At 67.6% G+C, this 15624-nt stretch carries 10 protein-coding genes; 6 read left to right on the top strand and 4 right to left on the bottom strand.

Translation table 11 applies throughout. The features are described from left to right. Positions 1 to 228 precede the first annotated feature (228 nt). From AC3ITN_RS19290 to AC3ITN_RS19275, 4 genes are all read left to right on the top strand, one after another. On the top strand, positions 229 to 489 hold the full coding sequence (locus tag AC3ITN_RS19290) for a hypothetical protein (protein ID WP_313347706.1): 261 nt from the start codon (positions 229 to 231) through the stop codon (positions 487 to 489). Positions 490 to 631: 142 nt separating this feature from the next. Continuing rightward, complete coding sequence (locus AC3ITN_RS19285) at positions 632 to 2416, top strand: autotransporter assembly complex protein TamA (RefSeq protein WP_489391571.1); 1785 nt, start codon at positions 632 to 634, stop codon at positions 2414 to 2416. Beyond that, positions 2413 to 6255 (top strand): translocation/assembly module TamB domain-containing protein, encoded by a 3843-nt coding sequence (locus tag AC3ITN_RS19280; RefSeq protein WP_489391570.1) that lies wholly within the window; start codon positions 2413 to 2415, stop codon positions 6253 to 6255. The genes AC3ITN_RS19285 and AC3ITN_RS19280 overlap by 4 nt, the downstream gene beginning before the upstream one ends. 459 nt (positions 6256 to 6714) lie before the next feature. Beyond that, entirely contained in the window at positions 6715 to 7029 is a 315-nt protein-coding gene (locus AC3ITN_RS19275) for a SymE family type I addiction module toxin (RefSeq protein ID WP_489391569.1), read from the top strand. A 140-nt stretch (positions 7030 to 7169) separates the two neighbouring features. Here the strand turns inward: AC3ITN_RS19275 and AC3ITN_RS19270 are convergent, their stop codons facing one another. Genes AC3ITN_RS19270 through AC3ITN_RS19260 form a run of 3 tightly spaced genes read right to left on the bottom strand, consistent with a single transcriptional unit; the run spans position 7170 to position 11777 of the window. After that, complete coding sequence (locus tag AC3ITN_RS19270) at positions 7170 to 8639, bottom strand: J domain-containing protein (protein WP_489391568.1); 1470 nt, start codon at positions 8637 to 8639, stop codon at positions 7170 to 7172. Positions 8640 to 8643: 4 nt separating this feature from the next. Further along, positions 8644 to 10095 (bottom strand): heat-shock protein, encoded by a 1452-nt coding sequence (locus tag AC3ITN_RS19265; protein WP_489391567.1) that lies wholly within the window; start codon positions 10093 to 10095, stop codon positions 8644 to 8646. Next, entirely contained in the window at positions 10092 to 11777 is a 1686-nt protein-coding gene (locus AC3ITN_RS19260; protein ID WP_489391566.1) for an Hsp70 family protein, read from the bottom strand. The genes AC3ITN_RS19265 and AC3ITN_RS19260 overlap by 4 nt, the downstream gene beginning before the upstream one ends. A 122-nt stretch (positions 11778 to 11899) precedes the next feature. Here AC3ITN_RS19260 and AC3ITN_RS19255 point away from each other — a divergent pair, with 122 nt between their 5' ends. Beyond that, positions 11900 to 14047, top strand: coding sequence for a S46 family peptidase (locus AC3ITN_RS19255; protein ID WP_489391565.1), 2148 nt, complete (start codon positions 11900 to 11902; stop codon positions 14045 to 14047). Positions 14048 to 14057: 10 nt separating this feature from the next. On the opposite strand, the gene AC3ITN_RS19250 is transcribed toward AC3ITN_RS19255, so the two are convergent. Next, complete coding sequence (locus tag AC3ITN_RS19250) at positions 14058 to 14714, bottom strand: hypothetical protein (protein ID WP_489391564.1); 657 nt, start codon at positions 14712 to 14714, stop codon at positions 14058 to 14060. A 141-nt stretch (positions 14715 to 14855) separates the two neighbouring features. Here AC3ITN_RS19250 and AC3ITN_RS19245 point away from each other — a divergent pair, with 141 nt between their 5' ends. Next, positions 14856 to 15605, top strand: coding sequence for a response regulator transcription factor (locus tag AC3ITN_RS19245; RefSeq protein WP_489391563.1), 750 nt, complete (start codon positions 14856 to 14858; stop codon positions 15603 to 15605). Positions 15606 to 15624: the final 19 nt, after the last annotated feature.

The raw sequence follows: 15624 nt of genomic DNA, 5'->3' as shown, positions 1-15624 counted from the left end.
GAAGGAATTACCTCGAACAGCGTGAGCATTTCCCCGGTCTGCGCAGGCAGACCGGGGGGTGCCGGTCCTCCCCTGAATGAACTGGCGCGACTTGAGGGTGGGCCACTGGAGTTCTGCGCGGCGGATCCAGACGAGCACGCCGCATTCCGCAGCACCCTCTCGTATAAGCTCGCTGACTATCTGACATACGGGTATCTCGGGGACGGTGAGGGCCACGGCGTTGTCTGCATGAAGGTGCCCAACGCCCGATCCGCCGAAGACGTGGCGCTGGGCGAGGTGAACCTTGAACTGCATGCCGATGCCTGCGTGTTCGGATTCCTGTACCGCGAGGGCGTCCGCGACTGCTACTACGTGTCCAAGGGTGCCGAGTTCTTCAGTGTGAGTATCGAATCGGGGATCGCGACCTGCGGTCCGTATGACATCTTCGTGTCGCCGCCCATGACGTGGGAGGAACTCAGGACGAGGCTGGAGCCACAGCGGCATTGGTGACGCGCCGGGCGTGAGGCGGCCGCCGACGCGGATCATGCGGCCTTCACAGCGGCCTACCCGTCAACTGACGACAATGGGCTTGGTCCAGCACGGGATGCCCATGTCGTTTTGCCGGCCCGCCGTATCCCGCTATCCTGTGCCCATGCCGCCTCTGAAATACGCCCTGCCGCTGATTTTCCTCCTGCTCGCCGCCGTTCCGGCGGCGCATGCGCGCGGGACCGTCGAGAAAGTGGACATCACCGGCCTGGACAAGGGCGACGATGCCGAGATGATCGAGAACATCGAGGTCTCGCTGTCGCTGTACGACACCATCGGCAAAGCGCAGGGCGAATCGCGGCTGGAGTATCTGCTTTCCCAGGCCGAACGCCAGACCCGCCAGGCCCTTGAGCCGTTCGGCTTCTACAACCCGGTGATCACGGTCGAGAGCCCGCGTGAGGGCGAGAACCTGCGCGTGGTGATCCATGTTGAGAGGGGGCCGCCGACCCTGGTGCGCCGGGAGAACATCGACATCACCGGCCCGGCACAGCTGGACCAGTACCTGCAGGAAGACCTGGAGAATTTCCGCCCGCGCAAGGGCCAGCGCTTCGAGCACACGCTGTATGACGCCAGCCGGGTCACCATCACCCGGCGCCTGGCCGAGCGCGGGTACTTCGACGCCGATTTCACCCAGCGCAGGGTGGAGATCACCCGCGCCGAGAATGCGGCGGACATCGACCTCAGCTGGGACAGCGGCCGCCGCTACAACATGGGCGACATCCGCTTCCACGAAGACTACTTCGACCCCAAGCTGTTTGATCCGCTGGTGTACTGGGAAAAGGGCAGCTACTTCCACGAAGGCAAGCTGGACCGCCTGCGCGAGTCGTTGACCAAGCTGGACTACTTCAGCGTGATCGACATCCAGCCGTTGCCCGACCAGGCCGATGCGAACGGCAACGTGCCGGTGGACGTCAACCTGACCCGCGCCAAGCGCACGGTGTACACCGCCGGTGTGAGCTACGGCAGCGAGAGCGGCGCCGGTGTGCGTGGCGGCCTGGAGCGCCGCTTCGTCAACAGCCGCGGCCACAAGATGAACACCCAGCTGGACTACGCACAGAAGCGCAAGAGCCTGGTCACCACCTACCGGGTGCCCGCGTTCAAGTGGCTGGATGGCTGGTACGCACTGACCGCCAGTGCGTACGACGAACAGACCGACTACATCGACCTGCGCAATTTCAAGTTGTCCGGCAGCCGCAGTGGCGAGATCAACGAGAACTGGACCGCGATCGCCTCGATCAACGCACTGCGCGAGCGCTGGCGTTACGCCTCGGGCACCGAGTTCACCAACGCGATCTACAACACCTCCACCCTGGTGTACCCGCAGCTGGTGGCCGACTACGTGAATGTGGACGACCGGCTGGCGCCACGTCGTGGCATCAGTGGCAGCGCGACCCTGCGCGGCGGCATCGAAGGCGCGGGCTCGGACACGAGCTTCGTGCAGGCCAACGTGATGCTGCGCTGGTTCATTCCGGTGGGCGACGCTGACCGCCTGATCCTGCGCGGCGAGGGTGGCACCACCTGGACCAGCGACCTGGTGGCGATGCCGCCCAGCCTGCGCTTCTTCGCCGGTGGCGACCGCAGCATCCGTGGCTACGCGTTCCGTGAGGTCGGCCCGCGTACGGCGCCGCCGGACAAGTTCGCGCTGGGTGCCAAGAACGTGGTGACCGCCTCGGCCGAGTACGAGCATTACTTCAAGGGCGGCCCATGGGGCGGGGCGGTGTTCGTCGACACCGGCAGCGCCTTCGACAACACCATCGACCTGCACACTGGCGTGGGCTTCGGCGTGCGCTGGAAATCGCCGGTGGGGCCGGTCCGCGTCGATGTTGCCCACGGCCTGAACAATCCGGATTCGCAGTTCCAGCTGTATCTGAGCGTGGGAGCGGATCTGTGAGCACGCCAACACCGTCGTCCACCCCCACGCCGCGTCCGCGCGTCCGCTTCTACCGCAAGCGCCGGTTCTGGGCGTGGTCGGGCTTCACCGTGCTGGGGCTGGTGCTGCTGGCGCTGCTGCTGGTGTACTGGCTGCTGCAGACGGTGGCGGGGCGTGACGTGCTGCTGGCGCAGGTGGTGGCGCGGCTGCCGGTGGGCGCTACGCTGACCTGGAGCAAGGTGGACGGCCCGGTCGCCGGGCCGCTGGTGCTGCATGACCTGGACTTCCGCTACGACGATATTCATTTCACCGCCGAGCGTGCCTACCTGGACCCGGACATCCGGCCGCTGCTCGGCCGCAAGCTGCAGCTCGATGCGCTGCAGATCAAGAACGCCACGCTGAACCTGGCCAAGAGCGATGAACCGTTCGAGATGCCGTCGTGGCCGGAATCGCTGCCGCAGATTGAAATGCCGCTCGCGATCCAGGCCGACACGATCATCATCGACGGGTTCCGCATCACGCAGGCGCAGGAACCACTGATCGACATCACCCGGCTGCGCGGAGGACTGGAGATCGCCACTGGCGAATTCCGCGCGCAACAGCTCAAGGTGGACAGCGACCGGGGCGACTTCCGCGTGGACGGGCGCTACGTACCGCGCAACGATTACGCCACCGACATCACCATTGGTGCGGTGCTGCCGGCGCCACGCGGCCGTACGCCGGCACGGCTGGGCCTGGTGGCCCGCGGCGACCTGGACCGCATGGAGATCGCGGTGGCCGGGCATGCGCCTGCACCGTTGCAGGCCAGCCTGGTGTTCGAAGGCCGCGACGAACCGGTCTGGAAAGCCAGTGCGCGCAGCACCGAACTGGATCTGGCACTGCTGGTGCCGGGGATGGACGCCAGCACCAGCACGCCGCTGTCGCTGGATTTCAAGGCCGACGGCAAGGGCGGCCAGGCCAACCTGCAGGGCCGCATCCAGCAGGGCGACCTGGCGGTGGAACTGGCGCCGTCCAGGGTAGGGCTGGCGGACCAGGTGCTGACTGTTTCGCCGCTGGTGGTGAAGGGCTTCGGCGGCCAGGCACGCCTGCAGGGCACCGCCGATTTCCGCGACCGCGAGAACGCCAGCCTGCGCTTCTCGATCGTGGCCAATGACCTGACGTTCGTGCCCGCCGCCGACCCCACCACCCCGGGCGCGGCGAAGCCGGTGCCGGTGACGCTGAAGGAAGCGCGCATGGGCCTGGCCGGCACGCTCAAGGCGTGGGCTGCGGTGGGCAAGGCCTCGGTCGAGCGCGAGCAGCAGTCGGCCGACCTGCAATTCGATGTGCGCGGCAGCGACACCGCCGCGCAGATCAAGCAGCTGCAGGCCAAGACCCCGGGCGGCGCGCTGGATGTCACCGGCCAGGTCGCCTGGGCCCCGCAGCTGGACTGGGACGTGGCCGCCAAGCTGGCGGCCTTCGACCCGGGCTACTTCGTGCCCGGCTGGGATGGCCGGCTGTCCGGCGCGCTGGCCTCCAAAGGCCGGCAGCTGCCGACCCCGGCAGGCAGTCCCGCCGGCACGGCCGCGTCGTACGAGGCCACCGTGGACGTGCCTGGCATCAACGGCATGCTGCGCAACCGCCGCGTGGACGCGCAGGGTCGCTTCGCGCTGCGCGGGCAGCAGGGCGAAGGCAACGTGCGGCTGGCGGTGGGCAACAGCCGCCTGACCGCGAGTGGCAGCGTCGGCGACCGCCTGGATGTGCAGGCGCAGCTGGAACCGGTGCAGCTGGACGACCTGATGCCCGGCAGCACCGGCACGCTGCGTGGCCAGGTGCAGGTGCGCGGACCGCGCACCGCGCCGGACATCACCGCCGACCTGGTCGGCAGCGGGCTGCGCTACCAGGACTGGAGCGCCCAATCGATCAGCCTCAAGGGTCGCCTGCCGTGGCAGGGTGATGCCGGCACGCTGGCACTGCAGGGCACCAGCGTGCAGGTCGGCATGCTGCTGGACACGCTCAACGTGGATGCGCGCGGCAGCCTGTCCAACCTGCGCCTGGACGCGCAGGCGAAGAACGAACTGGGTGCCGTGGCGCTGCAGGGTGGCGTGCGCCAGCAGGGCAACGCATGGCGTGGCGATCTTGCCGCGCTGCGGATCGCGCCGGTCAAGGGCGATGCGTGGGCGCTGCGTGCGCCAGCCACGTTCGGCATCCAGGGCAGCAACTTCACCCTCAGCGACACCTGCCTGGGTGCGGCCACCGGCGGCGCGCTGTGCGCCAGCGCCAACTGGCCGCGTGATGGGCTGGTGGTACGCGGTGACGCGCTGCCGCTGGCGCTGGTGCAGCCGTGGTTGCCGCCGCAGTCCGGGCGCCGCCTGCACCTGCGCGGCGAGATCACGCTGGACGGACGCATCCGCCCGCGTGGCAATGCGTGGGAAGGCAGCGCCAAGATCGCCTCGCTGGAAGGCGGCATCCGCCTGGGTGACAACGCGCGCGGCGAGCTGGTGCGCTATGACCAGTTCTCGGCCACGCTGGAGATGACCCCGGCACAGATCAACGCCAAGCTGGGTGTGGGCTTCCAGGGCGACGGCTTCGTCGACGCCAAGGTGCAGACCGGTTGGGACGCCAATGCCCCGCTCAACGGCGAGCTGTACCTCAACATGTCGCGCCTGTACTGGCTGGAGCTGTTCTCGCCCGACATCGTTCGCCCCACCGGCCTGATCGAGGGCCACGTCAGCCTGCGCGGCACGCGCGGCACGCCGTCGCTCGGTGGCGACGCCAAGCTGAGCAAGTTCAAGGGTGAGTTCCCGGCGCTCGGGCTGACCTTCGACCAGGGCAGTGGCACCTTCACCGCGCAGCCGGACGGCTCGGCGGTGATCAAGGCGCAGGCCAACTCGGGCAAGGGCACGCTGTTCGTCGATGGCGGGCTGTCGTGGTTCGGCGAAGCGCAGCCGTTGCAGCTGCATATCCACGGCGAAAACGTGCTGCTGGCCAATACGCCGGAACTGCGCATCGTCGCCAACCCCACCCTCGACTTCACCCTGGCCAAGGCGGCCATGCAGCTGCGCGGCACCGTGCACGTGCCCGAGGCCGACCTGGACCTGGAGCGGCTCGATCGCGGTACGTCCGTGTCCGAAGACGTGGTGGTGCTGGACCCGGCCGACCCGGAAGAGGGCCCGAGCCTGCCACTGGACATGGACCTGACCGTGAGCCTGGGCGACAACGTGCGCATGGCCGGCTTCGGCCTGAAGGGCGGGCTCGGCGGCAAGATGCAGGTGTGGTCGCGGCCGGGCCGCGAGATGACCGCCAATGGGGCGCTGGAAGTCAGCGGGCGCTACAAGGCCTATGGCCAGGACCTGACCATTACCCGCGGCAACCTCAACTGGAACTACAACGCCGTTTCCGACCCGCGCATCAACATCCGCGCCGAACGCCGCGTGGGCGATGTCACCGCCGGTATCGACGTGACCGGGCGCGCACAGTCGCCGCGCGTGGACGTGTGGTCCGACCCGACGATGTCGCAGTCCGAAGCACTCGCGTTTCTGGTGCTGGGCCGCAGCCTCACCGGCGCCAGCAGCGACCAGACCCAGCAGGTCAACGCCGCCTCGGCGGCGCTGTCGGCCGGCAGCGGCCTGCTCGCCTCGCAGCTGGGCGCCAAGCTCGGCCTGGACGACGCCGGCGTGAGCCAGTCGCGCGCGCTGGGCGGTTCGGTGATCGGCGTGGGCAAGTTCATCTCGCCCAAGCTGTACGTCGGCTACGGCGTCTCGCTGGTGGGCAGCGGGTCGGTGCTGACGTTGAAGTACCTGCTGCGCCGCGGCTTCGATATCGAAGTGGAATCGAGCACGGTGGAAAACCGCGGTTCGCTCAACTGGCGCAAGGAAAAATGATGTCGCGCGCCGGCGCAGGGCGGGTGCACGTTCCGCGGTAGGCTACGACCGTGCACAGGCATCCGCGCGGTGCATGCCGAAAACGGCATCGAAAAATATGCAGCAGATCGTTTTCTGGTGTCGCTACGGAGCGCGCTGCGCAGCGCATCACATTCCGCGATCTGCTTGGTGCGCAATGACTTGCAGGTACATGCAGTTCATTCCCGACAAGGTGGTAGGCGATGCCATCCAAGCTGCGCGCCTCAACAGATACAACCAATTTCCGCTATGGTCTCCGCGTACGCATGGTAGGCCCTGAGTCTAAAAGCTCAGCAACACTGCAAGCTTGATGTAATGCGTCGGGAGGGTGGCGAAATACAACACCCTCGTGGAAATACGTCGCACCGTTTCTTGCAACGGCTTTTAGCCTCCCGACTCCCTCGCCATTCCGGCGAGGGAGACATCCAGGAGAGGCCTACCATGCACGACCATGAAAGCGATCCATCCGCTGACACCCAGTCGCGTGTCATCTACCACTGGCGCACGCCCCGCACCGTGTTGACCGGCGCACTGCGCGAGCACGACCGTGCGCCGCCACCTGACGAACTATTGATACCGTCGCTGCACCTGCGCGGCATGTGGATGACCACGGCGGGCATCGAAGCAGGTACACGCCTGAGCGTGCAGATCGCGCCCGGCTGCCTGCTGCTGCGTACGCTCACGCCGGTGGTGCGTGTGGCCTGCCGGCCGGGGTGGTACCACGCCGCCCAGGGCTCCGACCGCGTCCGCTGGTAGGGTCGCATCCCAATCGACGACGTGCATGGATGCACACGTGGTGCGGCCGCAGGACGCGGAAGAGCACCACCGCCGACCCTGCGCACGCATCCGGTGATGGCATTGCAACGATTGGCACTACGCCGGCCCACCGGCCGGCGTTACCGCTGTCTGCGCGCGTAGGCCTGCGGCACCTGGCCCGCTGCATCCACCACCCACAGCAGCAGCGAGGTGCCCACCGCGATTTCGCCTACCGCCATCACGTCAATGATGTACCTGAACATTGGCGCGGCGAAGAAGAACAGCCCGAACATCCACGGGCGGAATGCATTCTGGAACCTCCCGCGTGCCAACAAGCGCACGAGTGCCAGGGCCGCAAGTAGCCACGCGAGCACCACGCCGACCGGCCGCGCTTCCGCCGTCTGCAGGACCCACCACGCGACCAGTGCCAGCAGGGGAATGGCAAGCAGCCGAACGATCCAGGCACGCCTGCGCGGATGCTCGCTGCTCACTTGCCACAGCACGAACCCCCAGAGGGGCATCAGCACGGTCCCGCACAGCAACAGGGTGATGCCGCCCGCCAGTGCGGGTCCGTTGTAGCTCCAATAGCCGCGATGGCCGCCGGCCGCACCATCGGCCAGCCCCAGCATCAGCATGAATCCGGAAAATCCAACGGCCAGCACGACGCTCCGGAACAGCGCCAGCTGCATCTTCGGCCCGTTCACTTCGTTGCTGCGGCACAGCGCCTGCCAGAACGCTATCTGGCGTGGTTGCAACGGGGGATTGCGCTCCTTCACACGTAGCCGGGCGATGAATTCGCCCATGTCGTGCGCACGGCCAGGAAGCGACGCGGACAACAGCGCACGCAGCCGATTCCACGGCCGGCGCAATCGTGCCAGGTTTGGATCGTCTTCGGTCGGCTCAATGTATCGCTGGACGGGTTCGCGGAAGACCGTTGGGTCGGCGGCTTCCTCATGGTGGTACCGCCACAGCCCGTGCAGTCGTGACCGACATTCGTCCATTTCGAGTGGGTCAACGTCGCTGCCGAGCTCGTTCCAGCCGAAGCAGGCACTGAGCGCATCAAAACTGTCTTCATGCACCGGCGAGTTGGTCCAGGCCAGGCGATGCAGCACGGCCTCACCGATGCGCGGCTTCTCACTCAGCGACCACAGCGACGGGTGGTCTTGAAGCCACTGCGACAAGACGTCGGGCAGCGTCCCGGCCGCCTTGTCGACTACCTCACGTGCGATCTGTTCAACATCCGGCGCGGGGTCCGGCAACGGGGCACGATCCGCTGGCGGCATGTCCATCGCCGGCCGCTCCTGCGGCATCTGCAGGGACGCGGGGGCGACGTGCAGCGGTGCCAGCGGTTCCTGAAGTATCGGCGGGGCGTCGGTATTCGCAAGCGCATGCGCCTTGTCGCCGTCGCCGTCGCCAGCGTTTTCCTCAGCATCCCACTGCGCGCGGTACTGCGCCCAGGCCAGCGCGGCCTGATAGGCCTCGTGCAATTGCTGGAATCCGGCCGGATCCTCGTCCGGGCGGGTGCCGCGCAGGCGCTTGGCATATGCGCGCTTGATCGCGCGTTCGTCCGCATCCGGCTCCAGTTCCAGCCATTCCAGTCCCCAGCTCATGCGCCTATCTCCGCCCTACCTGCTTCACCGCATCAATGGCCCACAGCGCCAGTGCGATGGCTAGCGAGATCTCCCCGATCATGATGGCCAGGCCACCCAGCTTCAGGACCGGCCACATGGCCAGCAGCAGCCAGCCGTTGAACTGCAGCTCGTAGTTCCCGCGCCGCCACCAGCGCACCAGCGCGAGCAGCAGGATAGGGAGGGCCAGCAGGGTACCGGCCACGCGTTGATCGAAGCCATGGATGATCACCAGTGAGATGATCGCCAGCGCAGGAATGAGCAGCAGACGAAGGTACTTCGCGCGCTGCTGCGGCGCTTCGGGGGCAGACTGCCAGTCCATCAGCCGCCGCAGCGGCAGGACCAACACGCCGCCCACCAGAATCGTCAACGCGCCACCGAAAGCGGTGTTGATCATGTGGTGCGGACCCACCGCCGGCCGCGTGGACGGGATGAACACGTATATCCCGCAGACAACCATCAGCCAGATCAGCGCGCAGAACAGGCTGCGCAGCGCAGCCACCTGCACCTTGGTTGCGTTGATCTGATCGCGGCGGGTGAGTTCCAGCCAGAAACCCACCTGGGCAGGCTGCAGCGGCGGCGGGGCCTGACCCACCTCCGCTATGCCCAACTGCGTCAGCATGCGGCGCATGACAGGCACGCGCCCCGGTACGGATGCCGTCAACAGGCTGCGCAATCGATGCCACGGCCGTGTCAGCCATGCCAGTCGAACCTGTGCCTGCGCTGCGGTGACAGGGGCGTCCGGACGATGCAGGAAGTAGGCCAGCCAGGCCGTGTTGGCCGGCTGCACGACCCAGTACCGATGCAGCCGCTGGCGGCATTCATTGGCGACATGCGGGTCCAGCCCGCTACCGATCTCATCCCAACTGAAGCACCGGCTCAACGCATCGAAGTTTTCCATGCGTATCGGCGCGTCGAGATTCAGGAGCAGCTCCAGAACGGTGTCGCCCACCCGCGGCTTGTCACGCAGTGACCAGAGCTCTGGCCGCAGGTGCAGCCAGCGCTCGAACTCCACCGGTGGCCCTTCCGCCGCTGCGGCGACCACCCGGTGCGCGAATGTGGCCACGTCCAGCGGCGGCTCGACCGTTTCGGTGAGCGGCGTCGCCGGCCGCGGCGGAGGCAGGCTCGGCGACGCCATGCCGCTGTCCACCTCCAGCACCGGATCATGCTGCGTCTCTACCTGCTCGGGTACGAAATGGATGGCATCCTCGGCGCTGTCTTCGCCGCCGATATGTTCATCGTCCTCATCGCCCTCATCGTCCCACTGCGCACGGTACTGCGCCCATGCCAGCGCTGCCTGGTAGGCCTCGTGGAGCTGCTGGAACGCGGCAGGATCTTCGTCCGGACGGGTGCTGCGCAAGCGCCTGGCGTACGCGCGCTTGATCGCGCGTTCGTCCGCATCCGGCTCCAGTTCGAGCGCGGCATGGCCCCAGCTCACGCGTCCTGTTCCAGTGCATCCATCGCCGCCGAGAGCTCACTGCGGTGCTTTTCAATGCGGTCCAGGTCCTGGCTTTCCAGCACATGGCGGAACTGCTGCAGCCAGTGCTGCACCAGCTCACGCTGGTCGATGAATTCTTCGTACAGGCGCTCGGCGCGTGCCAGCATGGCCACGTTCTGTTGTACATCACGCGGGTGGATCTTCAGCCCCTGCAGCGCCTGCAGGCGCGACTGGATGTCTGCCGGCGACAGCAGCCCCGGATTCTGCTCCAGAATCAGCTCATGGCGGGCGCCGGTGGCATCCTGGATGACCTCGACCTGCAGCAGCCCGTTCACGTCGTAGGTGAAGCGCGTGGTCAAGCCTTTGTCAGCGGCCTTGCCGGGGCCGAGCGGGATGCGCAGCTCGCCCAGCTTGATGTTCTTGTCCACCGTGGGACTTTCGCCCTGGAAGACATCGATGACCACTTCGCGCTGGTCATCGCGCACCGGGAAAAACCGATCCTCGCGGCTGACCGGCACCACGCTGTTGCGCTGGATGATGGGGTGGAAGTAGCCGGCACGCTCGCTGCCATCGGGTCCCCGCCGCGACACCTGCGTGCCCAGTGTGTAGGGGCACACGTCCGTCAGTACAATCTCTTCAAGCGTCTGGTCGCGGCTCTTCAACCCGGCGGCCACCGTTGCACCCAGCGCGATGGCCTGGTCGGGATGGATATGGCGCAGCGGCAACCGCCCGAACATGCGCGTGACCAGTCGGCTGATCATCGGCATGCGCACGGCACCGCCGACCAGCACAATGTCATCCAGTGCCTCGGGCTTCAGCCGGGCGTCGCGGATGGCGCGTTCGATCGGCGCGCGCATGCGCTGCAGCAGAGGCTCGCAGAGCTGCGCGTAGCGGGATTCATCCAGCTGCCAGGCGAACTCCCGGCCGGCCAGCGCCAGTTGCAGCTGGCAGCTGCCCTGCTGGCTCAGCTCGCGCTTGAACTGTTCCAGCCGACGCAGTAGCTGGGCTTGTTCGGCCGGTGCCAACGCGTTGCGGTCCAGCGCCTGGTCGGCATGGAACGCTTCGACCAGCACCTCCAGGAAATCCTCACCGCCGAGGAAATTGTCACCGGCGCTGGCGTGTACTTCGATGACGCCCTCGAACAGCTCCAGGATCGACACGTCGAAGGTGCCGCCGCCCAGGTCCAGCACCAGTACCCGACCTTCCTGGTCGCGCTGCTGCAGGCCATAGGCCAGCGCTGCGGCAGTGGGCTCGTTGATCAGGCGCTCCACGCGGATCCCGGCCAGTTCGCCGGCGGCGCGGGTGGCCTTGCGCTGTGCATCGGAGAAGTACGCCGGCACGCTGATCACCGCCTCCTCGATCTTCTGGCCCAGCGCCGCTTCCGCGTCTGCCAGCAGCGAGCGCAGCACGAGTGCGGAAAGCTCTTCGGCGCGGAACGCGCGGCCGCCCAGGCGCACCTCACGGTCGCTGCCCATCCAGCGTTTGAAGTGCGCTACGGTCTGCTGGGGGTGACTCACCAGGCGGTCCTGCGCCGGCTTGCCGACCAGCACGGTGTCGCCGTCCAGGCTGATCACCGACGGCGTCAACAGGTCGCCATGCGCATTGGGGAACAGTTCCCCTCCCTGGGCCCGGTGCACGCCGATCAATGAATGCGTGGTGCCAAGATCAATCCCTACGATCATCTGCCATCCCCTTTGCCAAGCCGCAATTCTAGCCAGCGCTGGCGACCCCTGACCATCGGGCGTTGCCCCACAGCCCCCCAGTAGCTAAGGTGCCGGCTTGTTCCGCCGTACTGGATGCACCCATGCCCGCACGCACCCCCCTCGTCGCCGCCCTGGCGCTCGGCCTCACCCTCGCCACCGGCGCCCATGCCGATGAAGGCATGTGGATGCCGACCCAGTTGCCGGACCTGGCCAAGCCGCTCAAGGCGGCCGGTTTCAAGGGCAACCCCGCCGACCTGGCCAATGTCACCGCGCCCCCGTTGAGTGCGGTGGTGCGGGCCGGCGGCGGCACCGGGTCGTTCGTGTCGGCCGATGGCCTGCTGTTGACCAACCACCACGTTGCGATGGGCGTCATCCAGTACAACAGCACGGCCGAGCACAACCTGATCGACGGCGGGTTCATCGCCGAAGGCCGCGCCGACGAGCGCCCGTCCAACCCGGATTTCCGGGTGCTGGTCACCACCGGCTTTGACAAGGTCACCGACGAGGTCCTGCGCGATGCGCGCGGCAAGACCGGGCGCGCCTACTTCGATGCGGTGGACCGGGCCAGCAAGCGGCTGGTGGCCGAGTGCGAGCAGGAAGGCAACGTGCGCTGCAGCGTGGCCGACATGTACTACGGCACGGATTTCTACCGCATCCGCCAGCTCGAACTGAGCGATGTGCGCCTGGTCTACGCGCCGCCGCGTGCGATCGGCAATTACGGCGACGAGATCGACAACTTCATGTGGCCGCGCCATACCGGTGACTTCACCCTGCTGCGCGCGTACGTGGGCAAGGACGGCAAGCCGGCGGCCTACAGCCCGGACAACGTGCCCTACCATCCGCCGGCGCACCTGAAAATGGCCATCGACGGTCCCAAGGCGGGTGACTACGCCATGTTGGCCGGCTACCCGGGCATCACCTACCGTCACCGCACCGGCGCCGAGTTCGGCGGCCAGATCGATGCGGTGCTGCCGCGCCGCGTGGCGGTCTTCCAGCAGATGATCGATACCATCGAAGCCGCCACCGCCAAGGATGCACAGGCGCGCACCCGCTATGCGGCGCAGCTGCAGTCGCTGAAGAACAACCGCAAGCGTGCCGCCGGTGAACTGGAAGGCCTGCTGCGCAGCGATGCCAAGACCCAGCGCGGCGCCGACGAGGCCGACATGCTGAAGGCCACCGATGCGGCCTACCAGCCCGACATCCAGGCGCTGTTCGGTTCGCTCTCGCAGGGTGCGGCGATGGGCGAGCGCGACTTCGTGCTGGAGCAGGCCGCCACCCAGAGTCAGCTGCTGCGTTCGGCGCTGATGCTGGAACGCCTGCGCATCGAGTCGGCCAAGCCCGACGCCGAGCGCGAGAGCGGCTACCAGCAGCGTGACCAGGCCCTGATCGAAGGTACCCTCAAGCAGGTGCAGCGCCGCTATGCGCCGGACGTCGAGAAGGCCCTGCTGACCAACCTGCTCACCCGCTACCAGCAGCTGCCCGATGCGCAGCGCCTGCCGGAGTTCGACGCGGCCTTCGGTCGCACGCCGGCCGCGCTGGCCAAGGCGCTGGACACGCTGTACGCCGGCACCCGCCTGGGCGAGGAGTCCGAACGGCTGTCGCGCTTCGCGGCGGCGAAAGAGGGCAAGCCGCTGGCGCGCGATCCGCTGATCGATCTGGCCGGCCCGCTGGTGGCCGCACAGCTGCGCCTGGACGACCAGCGCAAGGACCGCGAGGGCGAACAGCTGCGCCTGCGCCCGGCTTACATGCAGGCGCTGTTTGCCTGGCGTGCGAAGCAGGGCCGCGCGGTGTACCCGGACGCCAACCGCACCCTGCGCATCAGCTATGGCAAGGTCGAAGCCTTGTCGCCACGCGACGCGGTGCACTTCGACCCGGTGACCACCGTGGCCGGCATCGTCGAGAAGAACACCAATGCCTTCCCGTTCGATGCGCCCAAGCCGTTGCTGGCGGCCATCGCCAAGGGCGATTTCGGCAGCACCGCCGACCCGGTGCTGAAGACCCAGACAGTCAACTTCCTGACCAACCTGGACACCACCGGCGGCAACTCCGGCTCGCCGGTGCTCAACGCACGCGGCGAGCTGATCGGGCTCAACTTCGACAGCAACTGGGAATCGGTCAGCGCCAGCTGGTGGTTCGACCCCCGCTTCAAGCGCGCCGTGCACGTGGACATGCGCTACCTGCGCTGGCTGCTGGCCAAGGTCTATCCGGCGCCGGCACTGCTCAAGGAAATGGGCGTTCCGGCGGAATAAGCCGCGCTCGTCAGCGGATGTGGATGCGGAACAGGATCTGGGCGTGCCGCAGCATGGGATCGTCCTGCTGGGTGGACAGCGGATCGCGGGGGTCCCACTGGTGGGGTGGCAGGGGCTCGCAGGGTGGGCCGGGCGGCGGCGGCGTACCCGCTTCCCAGGCCGCGACATACAGCGCGTTGCGGCCGGTTTCGCGGACGGCACTGACGAACAGACGGACATTGAGCTGCTGCGGTCCGGGCGCGCTTTGCTGCGCTGGCAGCCTGTCCACCTCCGCCTGGATCCGGTTGACCAACCGCTCGACGAACTGCTCGCGTTGTGCCGGTGCGTAAAGCCGGGGGTACAGCGCCACTTCCCGGCGCACTTCGCCTACCAGGCCAGGACAGAGCTCCTCGAGCATCGACAGCGGCCAATGCTGCGTAGACCCGGCCGCTCGCCACGGCACCGATGCCCCGGGCAGCGCCGTTGCTGATGGGATGCCCGGGGTTGGCTCCACCCCTGCAGAGGCACGGTTGCTGATCGATACGATCGGTGCGGTAGCAGGCGGTGGGATATCCGGAACGGGTCGTCCGGCCGGGATGGTGGAAGAAGACGGGGAGTCGACGGGGTTCATGGTCACTTTCGACGCTGGGCGAGACCCGACGCTGACTGCAAAGGCGATGGCCAGCAAGAGTCGGATCCGTCGTGGTTCCTGGCACCGCAACGCATCGGTGGCTGGCGCCCTTGGGGACAGGGCACTGCAGTGTCGTATTTGGCTCGCCTCCGACCTGCGGCTAGACTGCAGGCTGGTTCGAGGGATGCGACACGCCACGTGACAGCAGGAAACGACAACGGTCACGGCCCCGCGCCGATGGCCCGCGCGGGGGAGCTTGCGGGACTGCATGTCTGGGTGGTCGAAGACGATCCGGAGCTGCTGGCGCTGCTGCTGGACGACCTTGCGTGGCGAGGTGCGACCGTGCGTGGGCTGGGCAGTGCCGAGGCCCTCTACCGCGCGCTGTTGAGCGACCGCTGCGACATCGTGGTGCTCGATGTCGGCCTTCCCGGCGAGGACGGCTATGCGGTGGCCAGCCACCTGCGTGCGTCGGCCGACATCGGCATCGTGATGCTGACCGGGCGTGGCGATGCACGTGACATGGCGATGGGGCTCACCCAGGGCGCCGACCTGTACCTGATCAAGCCGCCGGACCTGGACGTGCTGGCCGCCGGCCTGCACAGCCTGCGCCGGCGCCTGCCGGGCGCACGCGGCGAGCCCGCCGTTGCCGCCGCGCCGCCATCGCGATGGGAGATGTCCACCGACGGCTGGACATTGCACGCGCCTTCCGGTGCCCGCCTGGCCCTCACCGCGATGGAGCGCGGGGTGCTGCAGCAGCTGTTCGCTGCGGCGGGCGTGGCGGTCACCCGTGACCAGCTGATCGCGCAGGTCACCGATACCCCGTGGGATTTCGATCCGCACCGGCTGGATGTGCTGGTGCACCGCCTGCGCGCGCGCGTGCGCAGTGCCACCGGGGTGGAGCTGCCGATCCGCGCGCTGCGCGGGCAGGGCTACCTGCTGACCGGCTGATCCGGCAGCCTGCCTGGTG

It is taken from the genome of Stenotrophomonas sp. KH_036_B (genome assembly GCF_057839485.1).
This window is presented reverse-complemented; position numbering and strand designations above follow the sequence as displayed.

Coding starts and splice junctions, on each gene's coding strand:
- AC3ITN_RS19255 (WP_489391565.1), top strand. CDS start 11,900: ATGCCCGCACGCACCCCCCTCGTCGCCGCCCTGGCGCTCGGCCTCACC.
- AC3ITN_RS19290 (WP_313347706.1), top strand. CDS start 229: ATGAAGGTGCCCAACGCCCGATCCGCCGAAGACGTGGCGCTGGGCGAG.
- AC3ITN_RS19270 (WP_489391568.1), bottom strand. CDS start 8,639: ATGAGCTGGGGACTGGAATGGCTGGAACTGGAGCCGGATGCGGACGAA.
- AC3ITN_RS19260 (WP_489391566.1), bottom strand. CDS start 11,777: ATGATCGTAGGGATTGATCTTGGCACCACGCATTCATTGATCGGCGTG.
- AC3ITN_RS19285 (WP_489391571.1), top strand. CDS start 632: ATGCCGCCTCTGAAATACGCCCTGCCGCTGATTTTCCTCCTGCTCGCC.
- AC3ITN_RS19275 (WP_489391569.1), top strand. CDS start 6,715: ATGCACGACCATGAAAGCGATCCATCCGCTGACACCCAGTCGCGTGTC.